Origin of the sequence: Bacillus sp. KS1 (assembly GCF_020075515.1) — a bacterium.
Taxonomy (GTDB): Bacteria; Bacillota; Bacilli; order Bacillales; family Bacillaceae; genus Bacillus; species Bacillus velezensis.
Map to the genome: position 1 here is coordinate 135,566 of NZ_JACAWW010000014.1, position 19,126 is coordinate 154,691.

Consider the following 19,126-nt stretch of genomic DNA (forward strand, 5'->3'; position numbering starts at 1 on the left):
AGTACTTGGGCTTTTTTCAGGAATGATCACGGAAAAGGACGGATACAGATGAAACAAAAGATCATCGAAGAATTAAAACGAATTGAAGCACAGCACGGCGTCAAGGTGCTTTATGCCGTAGAATCAGGGAGCCGCGCATGGGGATTTCCGTCAAGCGACAGCGACTACGATGTACGGTTTCTCTATGTGCCGAAAAAAGAATGGTACTTTTCGATCGAACCGCATAGGGATGTCATAGAAGAGCCGATTCATGACATGCTTGACATCAGCGGCTGGGAACTGAGAAAAGCGCTGCGGCTTTTTAAAAAATCAAATCCGCCTCTTTTGGAATGGTTCTCTTCTAAGATGATCTATTATGAAGCTTTCTCAGCGGCTGAAAAGCTTCGAAAACTGAAAAACCGCGCCTTTTCGCCTGAAGCCGGCATCTATCATTATCTCAATATGGCAAAACGGAATGAAAAAACGGAATTGCGGGGCAGTGAAGTGAAGATTAAAAAGTATTTTTATGTTCTGCGTCCTCTCCTTGCCTGCAGATGGATTGAAACGTTCGGCTCCGTACCGCCGATGTCATTTCCCGTACTGGCCGATGCCTTATTGACGGATGAAGCGCTCATTTCTGAAATCAATACACTGCTTACAAGGAAAAAAAGCGGTCAGGAGCTGGCTCCGGAACCGAGAAATACGATGATTCATGCGTTTATAGAAGAAGAAATAGAACGCATCGGGCACTATGTCAAAACGATCAAAACGCCGAAACCTGACATAACGGAGGAACTGAATCAGCTATTGATTCAGACCGTCGAAGAGGCGTGGGGGTAAAAAGGCGGAAATTGACGATTGCCGTCATTTCCGTCCGCCATTTTTCGGCATAATCCGCCTGCTATCTAAGAAGCTGATTGTGGTAAAACCACAAAAATTTATCAGAATCTTTGTATTTTTAGAATATTGTGAGAGGATGTTTTGTCCATTTACAATAGACTCATACAAATACTTCTTAGATTGCGGGGTGTTAAGGTTGGAAGTGATTACAAGAGATTTTTTCTTATTTTTATCCAAGAGCAGCTTTCTCAATAAGATGGCGCGAAGCTGGGGAAGCCGTGTGGCAGCCGGCAAAATCATCGGAGGAATGGATTTCCGCAGTTCTATCCCGACAATCCGACATTTGAACAGCCAGGGGCTGTCAGTTACTGTCGATCATTTGGGGGAATTTGTCAACAGTGGTGATGTCGCGAAAGAACGCACCGAGGAGTGCATGCAGACCATCGCCTTAATCGCTGATGAACAGCTGAATTCCCAAGTGTCATTAAAAATGACGTCTTTAGGTCTTGATATAGATCTCGATCTTGTCTATGAAAATATGACGAAAATCCTCCAGACGGCTGAAAAACATAAAGTCATGGTGACGATTGACATGGAAGATGAAACGAGATGCCAGAAAACGCTGGATATCTTTAAAGACTTCCGGAGCCGGTATGAATATGTAAGCACCGTGGTGCAGGCTTATCTGTACAGAACGGAGAAGGATCTTGATGACCTCAGCCCGCTGAATCCGTTTCTGCGGCTTGTCAAAGGGGCCTATAAAGAATCGGAAAAGGTGGCCTATCCTGAAAAAAGCGACGTTGATGAAAATTATAAAAGACTCATCCGCAAACAGCTTTTAAAAGGACATTATACGGCAGTTGCCACGCATGATGACAAAATGATCGAGTTTACAAAACAGCTTGCCAAAGAGCACGGCATTCCAAACGACCGTTTTGAGTTTCAGATGCTGTACGGCATGCGCTCGCAAACCCAGCTCAGCCTGGTGGAAGAAGGATACCGCATGAGAGTCTACCTGCCTTACGGGGATGACTGGTACGGCTATTTCATGAGACGGCTCGCCGAACGCCCCTCAAACATCGCATTCGCCTTTAAAGGAATGACTAAGAAGTAAAAAAGGGAGAGATGACAATGACTACACCTTATAAACACGAACCATTCACGAATTTCCAAGATCAATCGAACGTTGAAGAATTTAAGAAAGCGCTTGCGACGGTAAATGAGTATCTGGGAAAAGATTATCCGCTCGTCATCAACGGTGAAAAGGTAGAGACGGAAGCGAAAATCGTTTCAATCAATCCGGCTGATAAAGAAGAAGTCGTCGGAAAAGTGTCAAAGGCGTCTCAGGAGCACGCGGAGCAGGCGATTGAAGCAGCTGCGAAAGCGTTCGAAGAGTGGAGATACACATCCCCTGAAGAAAGAGCGGCCGTTTTGTTCCGCGCAGCTGCCAAAGTCCGCCGCAGAAAGCACGAATTCTCCGCCCTGCTTGTCAAGGAAGCGGGAAAACCTTGGAACGAAGCTGATGCAGATACGGCTGAAGCCATCGACTTTATGGAGTATTATGCACGCCAAATGATCGAACTGGCAAAAGGCAAGCCGGTCAACAGCCGTGAGGGCGAGAAAAACCAATATGTGTACACGCCGACTGGAGTGACAGTTGTTATTCCGCCGTGGAACTTCTTGTTTGCGATCATGGCAGGAACAACAGTGGCGCCGATCGTTACTGGAAACACAGTGGTTCTAAAACCTGCGAGTGCTACACCTGTTATTGCAGCAAAATTTGTTGAGGTGCTTGAAGAGTCCGGATTGCCAAAAGGCGTAGTCAACTTTGTGCCGGGAAGCGGAGCAGAAGTAGGCGATTATCTTGTTGACCATCCGAAAACAAGCCTTATCACATTTACAGGATCACGTGAAGTCGGTACGAGAATTTTCGAACGCGCGGCAAAAGTGCAGCCGGGACAGCAACACTTAAAGCGTGTCATTGCTGAAATGGGCGGTAAAGATACGGTTGTCGTTGACGAAGATGCGGACATTGAATTAGCGGCTCAATCGATCTTTACATCTGCATTCGGCTTCGCCGGACAAAAATGTTCTGCAGGTTCACGTGCAGTTGTCCATGAAAAAGTGTATGATCAAGTATTAGAGCGTGTCATTGAAATTACGGAATCAAAAGTAACTGCTAAACCTGACAGTGCAGATGTTTATATGGGGCCTGTCATCGACCAAGGTTCTTATGATAAAATTATGAGCTATATTGAGATCGGAAAACAGGAAGGGCGTTTAGTAAGCGGCGGCACTGGTGATGATTCGAAAGGATACTTCATCAAACCGACGATCTTCGCTGACCTTGATCCGAAAGCAAGACTCATGCAGGAAGAAATTTTCGGGCCTGTCGTGGCGTTTTCTAAAGTGTCAAACTTTGATGAAGCTTTAGAAGTGGCCAACAATACTGAATATGGTTTGACAGGCGCGGTCATTACAAATAACCGCAAACATATTGAACGGGCGAAACAGGAATTCCATGTCGGCAACCTGTACTTCAACCGTAATTGTACGGGAGCGATTGTCGGCTACCATCCGTTCGGCGGCTTCAAAATGTCCGGCACTGATTCAAAAGCGGGCGGCCCGGATTACTTGGCTCTCCACATGCAGGCGAAAACAATCAGTGAAATGTTTTAAGAGGGACTGAATGGGCATCCTCCTCGCGGGGGGTGTCCATTTCACCATAAACATATAAAGCGGAGGAGGAAATGCCATAGCAAACATTCAGTTGATTATTTCCATTTGTATTTATATGTCGGGCATGCTGTTTATCGGCTATTACGCCTACAGACGGACGTCAAATCTGACGGATTACATGCTCGGGGGGCGTTCTTTAGGCCCTGCCGTCACAGCGCTCAGCGCGGGAGCGGCGGATATGAGCGGATGGCTCTTGATGGGGCTTCCGGGCGCCATGTTCTCGACGGGATTAAGCGGCGCTTGGATTGTGTTCGGACTTGTTCTCGGAGCGTGGGCGAACTGGCTTTTCGTGGCGCCGAGGCTGAGAACGTATACCGAAAAAGCGGGGAATTCCATCACCATTCCGGGTTTCCTTGAAAATCGTTTCGGTGATCATACGAAGCTTCTCAGACTGTTTTCAGGTCTTGTTATTCTTATCTTTTTCACTTTTTACGTATCATCCGGCATGGTCTCAGGAGGCGTCTTATTCAACAGCATTTTAGGGTTGAAGTACCACACGGGGCTGTGGGTCGTGACAGGCGTCGTTGTCGCCTACACCTTGTTCGGAGGCTTTTTGGCGGTAAGCTGGACGGACTTTGTCCAAGGGATCATTATGTTTGCGGCGCTTATTCTCGTGCCGATTGTGGCAATTTTTCATACGGGCGGACCGGGGGAAACCGTTGCCGATATCCGTTCCGTCAACCCGGAACTGTTTAATATGTTCAAAGGGACCACCGTCCTTGGCATTATTTCTTTATTTGCGTGGGGGCTCGGCTATTTCGGGCAGCCGCATATTATTGTGCGCTTTATGGCGATCACATCTGTGAAAGAAATCAAACGCGCCAGACGGATCGGAATGGGATGGATGATTTTGTCTGCACTAGGCGCGCTGTTTACGGGTCTTGCGGGAATCGCGTATTATCACCAGCACGGACTGAAGCTGGCTGATCCGGAAACCATTTTTATTCAGCTCGGCAACATTCTGTTCCACCCGATTATTACGGGATTTCTCATTTCTGCGATTTTAGCGGCCATTATGAGTACGATTTCGTCTCAGCTGCTCGTTACGTCCAGTTCTTTAGTAGAGGATTTGTATAAGTCCATGTTCAGGCGTTCGGCTTCTGATAAGGAACTCGTATTTCTGGGGAGAATGGCAGTCCTTGCGGTGTCAATCATCGCTTTGGTGCTCGCTTGGGAGAAAAACAACACGATACTTGGTCTTGTCAGCTATGCATGGGCGGGATTCGGCGCGTCATTCGGGCCGGTCGTACTGCTCAGTTTATTTTGGAAACGGATGACGAAATGGGGGGCACTCGCCGGCATGATTGCGGGAGCGATTACCGTAATCATTTGGGCGAATGCCGGTCTTTCAGACTTTTTGTACGAAATCATTCCGGGCTTTGCTGTAAGCCTTGCCGCTGTATTTGTCGTCAGCTTATTGACACAGGCTCCGTCAAAAGATGTCACAGATCAGTTTCATGAGTACCGTGATACACTTTCTCAATAAAAGCAAGGAACGAGAGGAAGAAGGGACCGCCCTTTTTCCTCTTTTCACGATACAGGCTTTCGGATCATGCCGTTTTGGGAATATGTGAATTTTTTTCTATACAAAAAGTAACCCCGCAGAGTATGATAAAGATAAAAAGAGCATAGGAGAAATAGGTATGGAAGAGCTTTTAGAGAGAGTTTTTTCATTTACGGACATTGATAAATTAATTGATTTCATCAGTTATGAATTGCAGAAGCCCGTTATTCTGGAAAGCGCGGATTTCTTTTTGCTTGCCTATAATTCTTATTACATTAATCACTTCGACTCCGCCAACCAGCAGACGATATTTTCAAAAAAATGCCCCGTGCAGATTTTTGAAAGGTTTCTGAAGGACGGGGTGATCGAAAAGCTGAAAACCGTTCCTGAACCGTTCCGTGTCGAAAAAATAGACAGTATCGGACTGAATCAGAGAGTGGTTGTAAGCGCAAAACATAAAGGGGAAGTGATGGGCTACATCTGGATTCAGGAGCTCGACCGAAACTTGACGGACGAGGAGCTCGATTTTTTATATGAAACTTCATTCCATGTCGGAAAAATCATCTATAAAACGAACCGGCTGAAACAGGAAAAAGAAGAAAGAGCGGAAGACCTGGTGAAACGGGCGATCTTTCAGCAATTCTCCTCTGAAAAGGAGTTCAGGCGGGAAGCGGAAAAGATGAACGCCGTGCTGCCGTCGGTTTTTTCGGTAGTCGTCCTGCACGCCGCAAATGGGGATGGGGAGGCAGTCGAAGATGTGAAGGAAAATATCAAATCGTACTTGAATTTGCGGGATAAAGTCAGTCACGTCTTAACCATTGATTCCAATATTGTCATCGTCGTCGCAAGCTTCTCGCAAAAAAGCTCCGGCACTTCGGCAGCATCTGAATTCATCCACAAACTGCTGACTCATTTTCACTTTCAGAAGATCCCCACTCCCATCTATATCGGAATCGGCAATGAATACAGCAGCATCCTGAAGCTCGGCAAAAGTTATATAGAAGCCCTTGAAGTCATAAAGGCCGCCGAAATTACCGGAAACCAGGAAAATATCCCGTACGAATACAGTAAGCTAGGGATTTACCGCTATCTTGAAAGCATCGAAGAAAAAAACGCCTCACTGGAATATGTAAACGATGATTTAGCGTTATTAAAAGCCAAAGACAGAGAAAGCAGTACCGAACTGCTGAAAACGTTAGAAATCTATCTCCTCAATAACTGCAAAACAAAACCAGCCGCAGAACAGCTTTTTATTCATCAAAACACATTGAACTACCGTATCAAACAGATTCTTGACATGACATCAATTAATTTAAACGACTTCAGGACAAGGTGCCAGCTGTATCTCGATATCATGCTGATGAAAAAGAGATAAAAAAGAAACCAGTCGCCGTACTGGTTTCGAAATCTTCTGTGAAGATATGGGTATCATACTTTTAATGGTGATCCGAACAGTCGCTTTTACAATAGGGATCGAATCAGAATCAAACGGAAGGAAAGCAGCTTCATAAACAAACATTTGGAACGTTCCAGAATGTATGACGCCAATCACCTATTAAAATGCTGATCAAATAGAATTCAGCTGAAGAAAAGATGATTGTGCTGTCATAATAAAACCTCTTCTCATGTTTACTAGAAAAAAGCATCGCTTGTTTGACGGACAAGAGTTTTTGCGCTTTATTTAGGGGGCTAAAAAATTGAGTATGATTCTATCTGTTTCAGCTGCTTCTTTTCCGAGCCAAATCAGGTGTCCCCATGAGTGAAGCAAATAGAGAGTGGCGTCAGGAATATGTTTTTTTGCGTAATATGCATGTGATTTGTCGATTAGTCCATCATAAACACTTTGCATGATTAGTACGGGGCATGAGATGGTCTGCAGCTCTGTTGAAGTGATAGCGGCGGTTTGTGATAGGTCAAGCAGAAATCCTTCACCTGAGCGCTGCCGGCTGTTCATTTCCCGAAATGCTTCTATGTCTTTTTCATCCATCAGGGACTTGATTCGCTGAAACGCAAGTGTGCTGAATTGCGGACTCATAAGTTGAAATATCAAACGGGGGAAGGCGTTATTCAAAGCTGAAATTAGCTTCCATACCCACTTTTCCATCGGCGGGCGAAAGAGCATTCTTCCTATTTTAAATTCAATGTCTTTTGAGGTAAGCCATTTTTTTGTAATTGCGGATTGCAGGATTAATGTATTGACCCTTTTCGGATATTGGGAGGCAAAGCATATGCCGCTGGGGCCTCCTGCTGAGATGGCGATTACATGGATGCTTTCGATTTCTAAATAATCTAATAATTTCACGTAGAAACGGCAGGCGTCGGCAAGACTTTTTCCAATTTCTTTTGACGTTTGGCCATAGCCGGGCCTTGATGGTGTGATGATGCAGTATCCCTGCTCAATTAATGCCGTGTATCCGAATTCCTCGTAACAATTTGAATGCCCGCCATGCATGACAAGAATGGGGGCTCCCTCACCAGTAACAGAATATTCTAGTGTATACCCTTCGAAAGTGATCGTTTCGACTCGTCTTTTCATCTATTCCTCCGACTTGTTTTTTGCTTATTATAGGGTTTTCAACCTTTTATCACAAGGAGAAGAGCAGAAATGAATAAACACTTCTCCTCAATATGTGTTATACTTTCATTGATATTGATTCTCAATTAAAAGTGTTTGAAGTATAGATATAAACGGGAGGCAGAACGATGGCGGAAAATCATGAGGTGTATGACGTCACGATTATAGGCGGAGGCCCGATCGGCCTGTTTGCGGCTTTTTATTGCGGGATGCGCGAGCTGAAAACGAAAGTGATCGAGTTTTTGCCGCGGCTCGGAGGGAAAGTGTCTATGTTTTTCCCTGAAAAAATCATCCGTGATATCGGCGGAATACCCGGGATTGCCGGAGAACAGCTGATTAAGCAGCTGAAGGAACAGGCTGCGACATTTAAGCCGGATATCGTGTTGAATCAGCGGGTGACCGGATTTGAACGGCTGGAAGACGGAACCATTGTGCTGGAAAGTTCCAAAGGGGAAAAGCACTATACGCGCACGGTGATTTTGGCCGTCGGCATGGGGACGCTTGAGGTCAATGAACTTGACAGCGCGGATGCGAGCCGTTATTCGGGAAAGAACCTTCATTATAAGGTGGAGAAGCTTGATTCGTTTCGAGATAAGCATGTCGTGATTTCCGGAGGGGGAGATACCGCGGTTGACTGGGCGAATGAGCTGGAACCGATTGCGGCGTCTGTTACCGTCTTGCACCGCAGGGAGGAGTTCGGCGGTTTGGAAAGCAGCGTCGCGAAAATGAAGCGGTCTTCCGTGCGGGTGCTTGCGCCGTATCGTCTGAAGCATCTCAACGGCACCGGAGAACGGATCGAGAGCGTCACCGTTTGCCAAACTGAGTCCGGACTTTCTGAAGACATCAAGCTTGATGAGCTCATTATCAACCACGGGTTTAAAATTGATCTCGGTCCGATGAAGGACTGGGGGCTTGAGATAGAAGAAGGCAGGATTAAAGCTGACAGACATATGCGGACGAATCTTCCGGGCGTGTTTGTCGCCGGTGACGCCGCCCATTATGAAAGCAAGCTCAGATTGATTGCCGGCGGTTTCACGGAGGGGCCGACCGCCGTGAACAGCGCCAAAGCCTATTTGGACCCGCAGGCGGAACAGATGGCGATGTATTCGACTCATCATAAAAAATTAGTGACACAATAAAAAAGGGCTGACCCCCGATGTTGAGCCTGGGGGTCAGAAAAAGCATTCCGGCGTATCAGCTGTGAACGAGCATGTCTTTCATTTCATTTCGTATAAACGCAAATAACTGTTCCTGATTTTTCACGGCGGTAAACCCGCAGCCGGCGGGGACGTCTTCGCCCATGCAGATGACGGGAGGGCGGTTTGCTGACGGATCCGGTGATATGCCGATTTGTTTTCCGGCGCTGATCAAATGCTGAGCGGATTCTTTGCCCGTACAGATAATCATTTGCAGAGGAGACTCACTGATCGTGCGTTCGATCATGGAAGTGAACCGCTCATCCGCGATATGCTCATGGGTGATATAAAAAGAGCATGATTTTGAGTCTGACAAGTTTTCTGCTGCTTGACGGCTTCCTACAATGAGCGAATGCGGAGAATCAATTTGACATTCGGATAGGAGAAAGCCCCGTTTTGTCAGTTCCGTCTTTGCGGCCTCAGTCGCTGCATTCAGGCTTGCGGTCACCCGGCGGATGTCGATCTGCTTGAAAGCCAGTGTGTCAAAGAATTCGCATACCGCAAGGCGTGATGTGAAAGATATATGTTCAAAGGTGCTGATCTGTTTCAGGATGTTTTCGTTTGCGGGCATTTTTTTAACGATCCGCTTCGGCCACTCAATAACATCGGCGCCATACTCGCGCAGCTTGTCTGTCAATGTATGTTCTTCATCGCCATGAGTGACAACCATGATATGCCGCCCGATGAACGGTTTGCTTTCAAACCAGCTGTGTGTTTGAAAATTGACAATATCACCGATGACGATAATGGCAGGGTTGGTGATGTTTTGGCTTTGAACTTTTTCATGGATGTCCTGAAGCGTTCCTTTAACGCTCCGCTGCCGCCCCCACGTCCCCCATTGAATGACGAGTACGGGAACGGAAGGGGATTTTCCGTACTCCATAAGCTGCCGGCATATAAACGACAGATTTTTAACGCCCATGTAAAACACAAGCGTTTGAACGCTTCGGGCAAGCCCTTCCCAGTCGAGATTCGGCCTGCCTTGCAATGATGTATCATGAGCGGTGATCATCGCGAAGGACGAAGCGAAATCACGATGGGTGACGGGGACTCCCGCATACAGCGGCGCTGCGATTCCCGAGGTGATGCCGGGCACCATTTCGTAGCGGATGCCGTGCTGATGAAGCGCCTCCGCTTCTTCGCCGACTCTGCCGAACACACTTGGGTCTCCGCCTTTCAAGCGGACGACGGTGCAGCCCTCCGCCGCTTTTTCAATCAGCAGGGCATTTATCTCAGACTGTTTCATAAAATGACGGTCGGGCAGCTTTCCGCAATAAATGAACCGGCAGTCCGGTGAGGCATATTCAAGAAACTTTGGGTTTGCGAGCCGGTCATACAAAATGATATCCGCTTTCTCCAGAGCCTGTTTTCCTTTTACGGTGATCAGCCCCGGGTCTCCTGGTCCGGCACCGACAAAATATACGATTCCGTTTTTCATGATGGCGTCATCCCTTCAGCAATTTAAAAAATGAAGGACCACTTGGAAAAGTGATCCGGTCTTTGATCAATACAGGAGGTATACATTCTCTCCTTCGATCAGTGTTTCGTATGTTTTGACACAGCCATGATCCGGCTCTTGGACTTTTCCGTCTTCTAAGGAAATCTTCCAGTCATGCATCGGACAGAAGACGTATTCTCCGCTGACGATGCCTTCAGCCAGGACGCCCCCTTTATGGGGACAGCGGTTTTCGACGGCGCGGACGCTCCCGTCAGAAAGCTTAAATACGGCAAGCTCTTTATCTTCTATATATACGGTTTTTCCTAACTCCTCGGGTAATTCGTTTACATTGCCTATGCAAACCTTTGTCATATCTTTATTAACCATGTCCGTTCCCCCTTACTGTTTTATGAAGTCGTGACGACATTTTCGAATAGATCTTTAGAAGCTTTTTTATCTTTAAGGAAGTATTGCCACGGATCTTTGTGGACAGAGAGTGTCTCATTCATTCTGTCGTTGAGCTCCTGCCGTTTTTCCGGATCGTTTAATACGGATTGGACATGAGATAAACCGACGCGCTCAAGCCATGCGGATGTCCGCTCCAGATAGTTTGCCGTTTCTCTGTAGTACTGAAGGTAAGCACCCGCGTATTCTAAGACTTCTTCATTCGTTTTTACTTTCATCAGCAAATCACCGGTGCGCAAATGGGTTCCGCCGTTTCCGCCGACATAAAGCTCCCAGCCTCCGTCGATGCCGACAACGCCAAGGTCCTTAATGCCTGATTCCGCACAGTTCCGCGGGCAGGCGGACACGGCCATTTTAACCTTATGAGGCGTATTGAGCCCTTCGAATTTTTTCTCAAGCGCAATACCCAGTGCCATGGAGTCTTGTGTGCCGAAGCGGCAGAATTGTTCGCCTACGCACGTTTTTACCGTGCGGAGTGTTTTTCCGTACGCGTAGCCTGACGGCATATCAAGCTCGGCCCATACTTTCGGAAGATCTTCTTTTTTTACGCCGATGAGATCAATTCGCTGGCCGCCGGTCATTTTAACGAGCGGGATTTCATACTTGTCGACGACATCGGCGATCTTGCGGAGATCTTGAGAGTTGGTTACGCCCCCGTACATCCGGGGAACGACTGAGTATGTTCCGTCCTTTTGAATATTGGCGTGCATCCGTTCGTTCACAAAACGGGATGTTCTGTCATCCTCGTATGCAGCCGGATTAATCATGCCTAAGTAGTAGTTGAGGGCAGGCCGGCATTTGGAGCAGCCTTCCGGCGTTTTCCAGCCGAGCACGTTCATGATTTCTCTCGTATGTGAGAGCCCTTTGGCTTTGATTTCTTCTACGACTTCATCTCTCGACAGTGAGGTGCAGCCGCAAATCGCTTCTTTTTGCGCGGATGAGTCAAATTCTGAGCCCAGTGTATATTGAAGAATGTCTTCTACGAGCGGTTTACAGCCTCCGCAGGAACGGGATGCCCCGGTGCATGCTTTGATTTCGTCCGTTGATGTGCAGCCTTTTTCCTGAATGGCTTGAATAATCGCACCTTTTGAAACGCCGTTGCAGCCGCAGATGATTTCATCGTCGCTCATCGCCGCGGTCATGCTTGCGCCTGCTTCCTGATCAAGAGGCTGTAAGATTGATATTTTGGAGGTTTCAGAGATATCTGCTTCTTTTTGAATCATAGAAAACAGGCGGTTGCCTTCGCTGCTGTCTCCGAACAAAACAGCGCCGACAATTTGATTGCCCCTCAGGATGATTTTTTTATAAATGCCGTCCTGTTCATCGAACACTTTTATTGCCTTTTTGTCCTCTGATTCATCAAAGTCGCCGGCAGAGAAGACCTCGACGCCTGATACCTTTAATTGAGTGGAGAGAACGGAGCCTTCGTACGGTTTTGTTTCAATGCCGCAAATATGTTTGGCAAGCACTTTTGCCTGTTCATAGAGCGGCGCCACAAGACCGTATGCGATTCCGCGGTGCTCGGCACATTCACCGACCGCGTAAATGTGCGGAATTTCAGTCTGCATATAATCGTTGACAATGATTCCGCGGTTTACCGGGATGCCGCTTTCTGTGCCAAGCTGTGTATTCGGGCGGATGCCGACCGCCATGACGACCAGATCAGCTTCGATACTTGTGCCGTCTTTAAAGCGTACGCCTTCGACACGGTCAGTACCGAGAATTTCTTCGGTTTGTTTTTCAAGGAAAAAGGTCATGCCTTGTTTTTCTAACTCGTTTTGCAGCAGGCGTCCCGCCGCTGCGTCAAGCTGGCGCTCCATCAGGAATGGGGCGAGGTGGATGACAGACACGTCCATGCCGAGATTCAGCAGTCCGCGCGCGGCTTCCAAACCCAGCAGTCCGCCGCCGATGACGGCTGCTTTTTTATATTGTTTTGACGCGGCGAGCATCGTGTCGGTATCTTTTATGTCCCGGAATGCCGTGACGCCTTGTTTGTCTGCGCCCGGAATCGGAAGGATAAAAGGGACAGAGCCTGTCGCCAGAATGAGTTCATCGTAAGGCTGGATTCTGTCTGCATCGGTGATGACGGTTTGGTTTTCCGTGTCGACTTTGATGACTGTTTCACCGGTATACAGCTGAATGTTGTTTTCTTTGTACCAGTTCCAATCGTTTAACGTAATGTCTTGAATGTCGGTATCGCCTTGCAGCACTTTTGACAGAAGGATTCGGTTATAGTTGGGATGAGGTTCGGCCCCGAATATTGTAATCTCAAATTCGTCTTTTGAAACACGCAGTATTTCTTCAATCGCTCTTACCCCGGCCATTCCATTTCCAACAAGGACTAGCTGTTTTTTTCCCATCAGATGATCCGCTCCTTATCTTTGTTTTTTTCAGCGTAGCACAGCAAAAACAAATATTTAAGATGCATGTTATGAAATGTAACAAAAAATACGAAAAAATCTAAAAATTTTATGAAAATTAGATAGGGCTGATTCGTACCGCACACATCTTAAAACCGGGCATTTTACAGTCCGGATCCAAGGCTTCACCAATTAAATCGTTGACGTTTTGCGTGTCAGACCAATGGATGGGGACAAACAATGTGTCTTTTCGTACGTTCTCCGACCATCTGCTCCGGACCGTGATGCTGCCCCGGGGGGATTCTATCTTCACGAGAACACGGTCTTCGATATGATAGTCGGCCGCCGTTTTTGGGTGGATTTCCACAAAGGATTCGAAATGTCTTGCAGCCAGGGCGGAGCTTTTTCTCGTTTGGACACCCGTTAAGTAGTGAGACATCACCCTTCCCGTGGTTAAATAAAGCGGATAGCCGGCGCTCGGTTTCTCTTTCGGGACGGCCGGTTCATTTGGAATCACGCTTAATTCAGCTCTGTGATCGCGATGGGCAAATGAATGCTCAAACAATCGCCCGGTTCCGGGGTGATCCGCTTCAGGACATGGCCACTGAATACCGCCTTCCCGCCTGAGCCTGTCATAGGTGATGCCAGCGTAATCAGCAATTCCGCCGCGGCTCGCTTCTCTCAGTTCGTTAAAGATTTCCTCCGCCGACGTATAGGGAAAATAATGAGCTTTACCAAGAGCCGAGGCAATGTCACAGATAATCTGCCAATCATGTTTCGCTTCTCCGGGGCAGGTGCGGCTCGCTTCTCTTAATGTCACGCGGCCTTCTACATTTGTCATCGTGCCTTCGTCTTCCAAATAAGAGGAGGCGGGTAAAATCACATCTGCGAATGCCGCGGTCTCAGAAATAAATAAATCAACTGCGACAAAGAATCTCAGTTTCTTGATTGCTTGTTTGACGAAATTCGCATTTGGACCGGAAACAGCTGGATTGGAACACATGAGAAACAGTCCTTTGATGTCGCCGCTATCTATTTTTTCTATCATTTCATAGGCTGAGACGCCTTTTCGCGGCAGCTCATCCTGATGAATCCCCCACACCTTCGCAATATACGCCCGGTGTTCTTCAATTTCGATAGAACGGTAGCCCGGAAGCTGATCCGCTTTTTGGCCATGTTCTCGCGCGCCTTGTCCGTTGCCTTGACCGGTAATCGCCCCGTAACCTGAGAAGGGCTTGCCGATTTTTCCAGTGATCAGCACCATATTTAAGAAAGCTTTCACCGCCGCGGTACCGTCAGTCTGCTGTTCGATCCCCCGCGCTGTAAACAGCATGCCGGATGTTTCCTTGGCAAACTTCACGGCGGCCTTTCGCATATGCTCCAAAGGAACACTTGTCTGCTCGGAAATCTCTTTCAGATCCAAAGCGTCGGTATGCCGTTTGAGCTTATCGAATCCGTTTGTGCGTGTGCGGATAAAGTCTTTGTCTGTAAGCTGTTCGTCAATGCAGATTTTGACGAGTCCGTTTGCCAGGGCGGCGTCTGTGCCGGGCTTGATTTTCAGGTGAAGATCGGCTATTTTGGTCGTCGCCGTTTCCCGGGGATCAATGGCGATAATGTAAGCCCCGTTTTCTTTCGCTTTATCAAAATACGGCATGATCGTCGGCTGGCATTCCGCGATATTGGTGCCTGCCAGGATGATGACACGTGTATGCGGAATGTCCGATAATGGATTCGTCAGGCCCCTGTCCGCGCCGAATGTCTGGCCGGCCGCCGTTGCTGCGGCAGACATACAGAGCCGCCCGTTGTAATCGATGTATTTCGTCTGTAAGCCGACCCGTGCGAACTTTCCAAGCAGATAGGCTTCTTCATTTGTAATTGAGGCGCTCCCGTAGACGGCCATCGCATCATTACCGTGTTCGGTTTGAATCAGATTGATTTGTTCCTTAATGCGATTCAGTGCTTCAGCCCAAGAGACAGGCACAAATTCACCGTTTTTTTTAAGCAGGGGGCGTGTAATGCGGGTAGAGTGCACGGCATGCTGATGGGCATTCATGCCTTTTGTACATAAACGGCCATGTGTCGTCGGATTATCAATGCCGATTGCAGTGTATTTCTTCCGTGCCGCGAAGGTTTGTTCCGTAAGCTGCATTTTGCATTGCATGCTGCAGAACGGGCATTGCGTCTCATATGTTTTTTCCGATTGAATATCTTGCAGTTTGTCACGGAAATAACGGAGCATCGGTTCAGTCAAAAAGCTTCATCCTTTCGTATGGCGTTTTCCCGGCAGACAGATTTTGCAGCAGGGATATGTCTGAACTGAGATTTTTCAGAAGCTGTGTCCGCATATCTTCTTCAAACAGCATTTCTCTGATATGGACGAGGCCGAGTCTGTCAACCCATTGATAAATCGCTTCGTTGTAGTGAGCCGTTTCGCGATAATACTGAATAAGGCCTTTCATCATAGCGGCGGTACTGTCTTCGTTATTCGTCACACAAAAAAGGCTGCCGGCGCGGGCTTGTTTTCCGCGGACGCCCCCGATATAAATCTCCCAGCAAGTTTGTGTCTGAAGTGCGCCGATATCCTGAATGTAAGCATCGGTGCAATTGTTTTCACATGACAAGCTGACGGATACATAAGCGGGTACGGCAAGCATGTCGGTATCTCGTTCAATCCTGCTTGCCAGCTCTTGAAAGGAGCGATGCTGTCCGCACGTACATGCTCTGATTTGAATCGTCCAGCGGTGCCGGGGGGAGAAAACCGGCATGTTCAGTGCTTTTCTGATGCTTGCAAGGTCATTTGGCCTGATTCCGGAAAGCCTCAGTCGGTGACTGTCAGTCATCGAAACGCCGGGGATGCCGTATGTTTCAATGACGTCTGCGATGTTTTTGAGCTCTGCCGCACTTGTCAGTCCGCCGTACATTTGCGGAATCAGGGTGCATGTCTCTTCTGCCGATATTTCATTGAATTGCATAAAATCAGGCCGCGTCCTTTCCAGGTAATAGTGAAGCGCCGGAATACAAATGCGGCAGCCGTTTTCTGTTTTCCAGCCGATCTCTTTCATTACCTCGGAAGCATCAGTGAACGGACGGCGCCGAAGTTCCGCGATGACTTCTTCTTCCGTCAAATCGGTGCAGCCGCAAAACGAAGGCTGGCGGGAGGGTTTTGTGTAATCATCGCTCGCCATATACTTCAGCAAGTCTTCAACGAGCGGCCTGCATCCTCCGCAAGACCCGGACGCTTTTGTCATGTGCTTTACTTCCTCCGCGGTTTTTAAGCCATATTTGTTCACCGCTTCTTCAATGGAGCCCTTGGTCACTGAGCTGCATTGGCAAATGGTTTCATGGGAAGGCATGGATTCAAAGGATATACCGCCTTGATCCGGTTCCATGAGCTGCCTTTTCACGATGGAAATATCTCTTTGCTTCACAAGACTGTCGAGAAGCCGCTGTTTACCGCGCGTGTCCCCGAATAAAATAAAGCCGGCCGGTTTATCGTCCTCAAAGAGCGCTTTTTTGTAGATGCCTGCATGCTCATCATGGAACAATATGCCGGCTGTGTGCTCATCCTCGTGCACCTTTCCTGCCGACCATACATCAATACCAGCTATTTTTAAGGCTGCAGATTGTGCAAAGCCTTGAAACCCTTCGCACGGGACGCCGCATAGATGCTGCGCGAGCACTTTTCCCTGTTCATAAAGCGGCGCCGCCAATCCGTATACAATCCCGTCATGCTCCGCGCATTCACCGACGGCATACACATTCGGTTTGTTCGTCTGCATGAATTGATTGACGATGATTCCTCGGTTCACTGAAAGTCCGGCAGATGAAGCCAATCGGATATTGGGCCTCACACCGGCGGCCATGACAATCAGGTCTGCTTCTATGGAAGAACCGTCTTTGAAACGGATGCCTTCCGCCCGTGAGTTTCCTGTAATGGATGCCGTGTCTTTCTCTAAAAGAAAGACTAAGCCTTTTCGCTCCAGTTCTTTTTGCAGCAGATGGGATGCCGTTTGATCAAGCTGTTTTTGCATAATAGCGGAAGAGTGGTGAATGACGCTGACGTCCATGCCGAGCTGCCGTAAGCCGGCGGCCGCTTCAAGACCTAATAAACCGGCGCCGATGACCGCCGCCTTTTGATACCGGCCGGCCGCATTGATAAGGGATTGGCAGTCTTCTATTGTCCGAAAGCCGCAGACCCCTTCTTTCTCTGCTCCGGGTATGGGGAGAATATAAGGAGAGGAGCCAGTTGCAAGGATGATTTGATCGTAAGTCATGCTGCGCTTTCGATCCGTTGTGACAACCTGCCGTTCTGTATCAATGTGTACAACCGTTTCTCCCGTGTAAAGCGTAATTACGTTTTTCTCGTACCATTCGCGGCTATTCAGCGTAATGTCATCAAGCGAAACCTCACCTTGTAAAACGGAGGATAAGAGAATGCGATTGTAATTGGGATGAGGTTCGCTTCCGAAAATGACAATCTCAAACATGTCACGGTTCATCTTTAAAATATGTTCAATACAGCGGATTCCGGCCATTCCGTTCCCTGCTGCAATTAATCGTTGTTTCTTCATTCGCCAAACCTCCTTTGCAGCTGCCTGTAAGATTGCTTCTCTATGAGAAATTATGGCACATTGCCTGATTAACGCATTAAATGTGTCGCATTATCTTACACATGTCTTTTCCGGTGAATGCCGGTCATATATTCTTGATTCAGCAATTTGAAATGATAGAAGACCGGAAAGGAGAATGTTATGAAGCTGTCGGAATTAAAAACAAGCGGTCATCCGCTCACTCTGCTCTGTTCCTTCTTATATTTTGATGTGAGTTTTATGATTTGGGTAATGCTGGGGGCGCTCGGCGTTTATATTTCTCAGGATTTCGGGTTATCTTCTTTTGAAAAAGGGTTTGTCGTGGCTCTGCCGATCTTATCAGGATCTGTGTTTCGGATCATTTTAGGTGTGTTAACGGACAGGATCGGGCCGAAGAAAACAGCCGTGATCGGGATGCTGATCACGATGATCCCGCTGCTTTGGGGGGCATTCGGCGGCCGTTCTTTGACTGAGCTGTATGCGATCGGCATTCTGCTGGGCGTAGCGGGCGCAAGTTTTGCTGTTGCGCTTCCGATGGCGAGCCGGTGGTATCCGCCTCACTTGCAGGGGCTTGCGATGGGGATAGCAGGTGCCGGCAACAGCGGCACTTTGTTTGCGACATTGTTCGGTCCCCGGCTTGCGGAACAGTTTGGGTGGCACAGTGTAATGGGAATTGCGCTTCTTCCGTTGATGATCGTTTTTATTCTGTTTATCGTCATGGCGAAGGACTCTCCTGCACAGCCCGCGCCGCAGCCGCTTAAAAACTACCTTCACGTTTTCAGGCAGAAGGAGACATGGTGTTTCTGTCTTCTGTACGGCGTCACTTTCGGAGGTTTTGTGGGACTATCAAGTTTTTTGGCGATTTTTTTCGTTGATCAATATCAATTGTCAAAAATCCATGCCGGTGATTTCGTCACAATATGTGTCGCAGCGGGCAGTTTTTTTCGCCCTGCAGGAGGCTGGATTTCAGACCGTGCGGGAGGTGCGAAAGTTCTCGCTGTACTGTTTGTCATCGCGGCTCTGTGTATGGCGGGAGTCAGCAGCCTGCCTCCGCTTTCAACGGTTGTCGTTCTGCTGTTTATCGGAATGATGGCGCTCGGTATGGGCAACGGAGCGGTATTTCAGCTTGTCCCTCAGCACTTTGCAAAAGAAATCGGAATGGTGACGGGGATCGTCGGAGCAGCCGGCGGCATAGGGGGTTTTTTCCTTCCGAATATTTTAGGATCATTGAAGCAGATGACGGGAACTTATGCGATCGGTTTTATCTCTTTTTCATGTATCGCATTGCTAGCATTTGTGCTTGTTCTGGCCGCAGGCTATTTTTGGAGAAAAAGCTATGGCACTGAAAACAGTCCTGCGGATGTTTAAGTTTGGGTGGAAGACACGTATGACAGCGTGTCTTTTTTATGATTGATTATTTTCCACTTGATTTTAAACGGAG

The 19,126-nt window shown here is 47.9% G+C and carries 13 protein-coding genes and 1 pseudogene; 7 read left to right on the plus strand and 7 right to left on the minus strand.

The genetic code is table 11. The features are described 5' to 3' along the window. The first annotated feature begins 48 nt into the window (after positions 1-48). The 5 genes from HWY38_RS07355 (at position 49) to HWY38_RS07375 (ending at position 6,437) form a co-directional block, all read left to right on the plus strand. Positions 49-819 (plus strand): nucleotidyltransferase domain-containing protein, encoded by a 771-nt coding sequence (locus HWY38_RS07355; RefSeq protein WP_224181562.1) that lies wholly within the window; start codon positions 49-51, stop codon positions 817-819. A gap of 202 nt (positions 820-1,021) precedes the next feature. Then, the gene (locus HWY38_RS07360; RefSeq protein WP_087920787.1) at positions 1,022-1,933 is read left to right on the plus strand and encodes a proline dehydrogenase family protein; all 912 of its coding nucleotides are present in this window, start codon (positions 1,022-1,024) and stop codon (positions 1,931-1,933) included. 17 nt (positions 1,934-1,950) lie between these two features. After that, the gene (pruA, locus tag HWY38_RS07365) at positions 1,951-3,498 is read left to right on the plus strand and encodes an L-glutamate gamma-semialdehyde dehydrogenase (RefSeq protein WP_101669969.1); all 1,548 of its coding nucleotides are present in this window, start codon (positions 1,951-1,953) and stop codon (positions 3,496-3,498) included. A 91-nt stretch (positions 3,499-3,589) separates the two neighbouring features. Then, a complete protein-coding gene (gene putP / locus HWY38_RS07370; protein WP_224181563.1) occupies positions 3,590-5,044 on the plus strand; it encodes a sodium/proline symporter PutP in 1,455 nt (484 codons plus the stop codon). 157 nt (positions 5,045-5,201) lie between these two features. Next, positions 5,202-6,437: a PucR family transcriptional regulator gene (locus tag HWY38_RS07375; RefSeq protein ID WP_003156600.1), complete on the plus strand. Its 1,236-nt coding sequence runs from the start codon at positions 5,202-5,204 to the stop codon at positions 6,435-6,437. A gap of 129 nt (positions 6,438-6,566) precedes the next feature. Here the strand turns inward: HWY38_RS07375 and HWY38_RS19250 are convergent. Both HWY38_RS19250 and HWY38_RS07380 read right to left on the minus strand, forming a co-directional pair. Next, positions 6,567-6,671, minus strand: a pseudogene (locus tag HWY38_RS19250) (permease); the annotation flags it as partial. A 72-nt stretch (positions 6,672-6,743) separates the two neighbouring features. Then, on the minus strand, positions 6,744-7,598 hold the full coding sequence (locus HWY38_RS07380) for an alpha/beta fold hydrolase (RefSeq protein ID WP_224181564.1): 855 nt from the start codon (positions 7,596-7,598) through the stop codon (positions 6,744-6,746). Positions 7,599-7,765: 167 nt separating this feature from the next. On the opposite strand from HWY38_RS07380, the gene HWY38_RS07385 reads away from it, so the two are divergent. Then, positions 7,766-8,776, plus strand: a complete 1,011-nt coding sequence (locus tag HWY38_RS07385) for an NAD(P)/FAD-dependent oxidoreductase (RefSeq protein WP_224181565.1) — start codon at positions 7,766-7,768, stop codon at positions 8,774-8,776. A 55-nt stretch (positions 8,777-8,831) separates the two neighbouring features. Here the strand turns inward: HWY38_RS07385 and cobA are convergent, their stop codons facing one another. The 5 genes from cobA to nirB form a co-directional block, all read right to left on the minus strand. Next, positions 8,832-10,271, minus strand: a complete 1,440-nt coding sequence (gene cobA / locus HWY38_RS07390; protein ID WP_224181566.1) for a uroporphyrinogen-III C-methyltransferase — start codon at positions 10,269-10,271, stop codon at positions 8,832-8,834. 66 nt (positions 10,272-10,337) lie between these two features. Next, a complete protein-coding gene (gene nirD / locus HWY38_RS07395; RefSeq protein ID WP_003156597.1) occupies positions 10,338-10,658 on the minus strand; it encodes a nitrite reductase small subunit NirD in 321 nt (106 codons plus the stop codon). Between the two features lie 20 nt (positions 10,659-10,678). Then, positions 10,679-13,096, minus strand: coding sequence for an NADPH-nitrite reductase (gene nasD, locus HWY38_RS07400; protein WP_088037493.1), 2,418 nt, complete (start codon positions 13,094-13,096; stop codon positions 10,679-10,681). Positions 13,097-13,214: 118 nt separating this feature from the next. Further along, a complete protein-coding gene (gene nasC / locus HWY38_RS07405; RefSeq protein WP_224181567.1) occupies positions 13,215-15,347 on the minus strand; it encodes an assimilatory nitrate reductase catalytic subunit NasC in 2,133 nt (710 codons plus the stop codon). Beyond that, the gene (nirB, locus tag HWY38_RS07410; protein WP_224181568.1) at positions 15,340-17,667 is read right to left on the minus strand and encodes a nitrite reductase large subunit NirB; all 2,328 of its coding nucleotides are present in this window, start codon (positions 17,665-17,667) and stop codon (positions 15,340-15,342) included. The genes nasC and nirB overlap by 8 nt, the downstream gene beginning before the upstream one ends. Before the next feature lie 180 nt (positions 17,668-17,847). Between nirB and HWY38_RS07415 the strand changes: the two genes are divergently transcribed. Next, a complete protein-coding gene (locus HWY38_RS07415; protein ID WP_032872798.1) occupies positions 17,848-19,053 on the plus strand; it encodes an MFS transporter in 1,206 nt (401 codons plus the stop codon). The last annotated feature ends 73 nt before the right edge of the window (positions 19,054-19,126 follow it).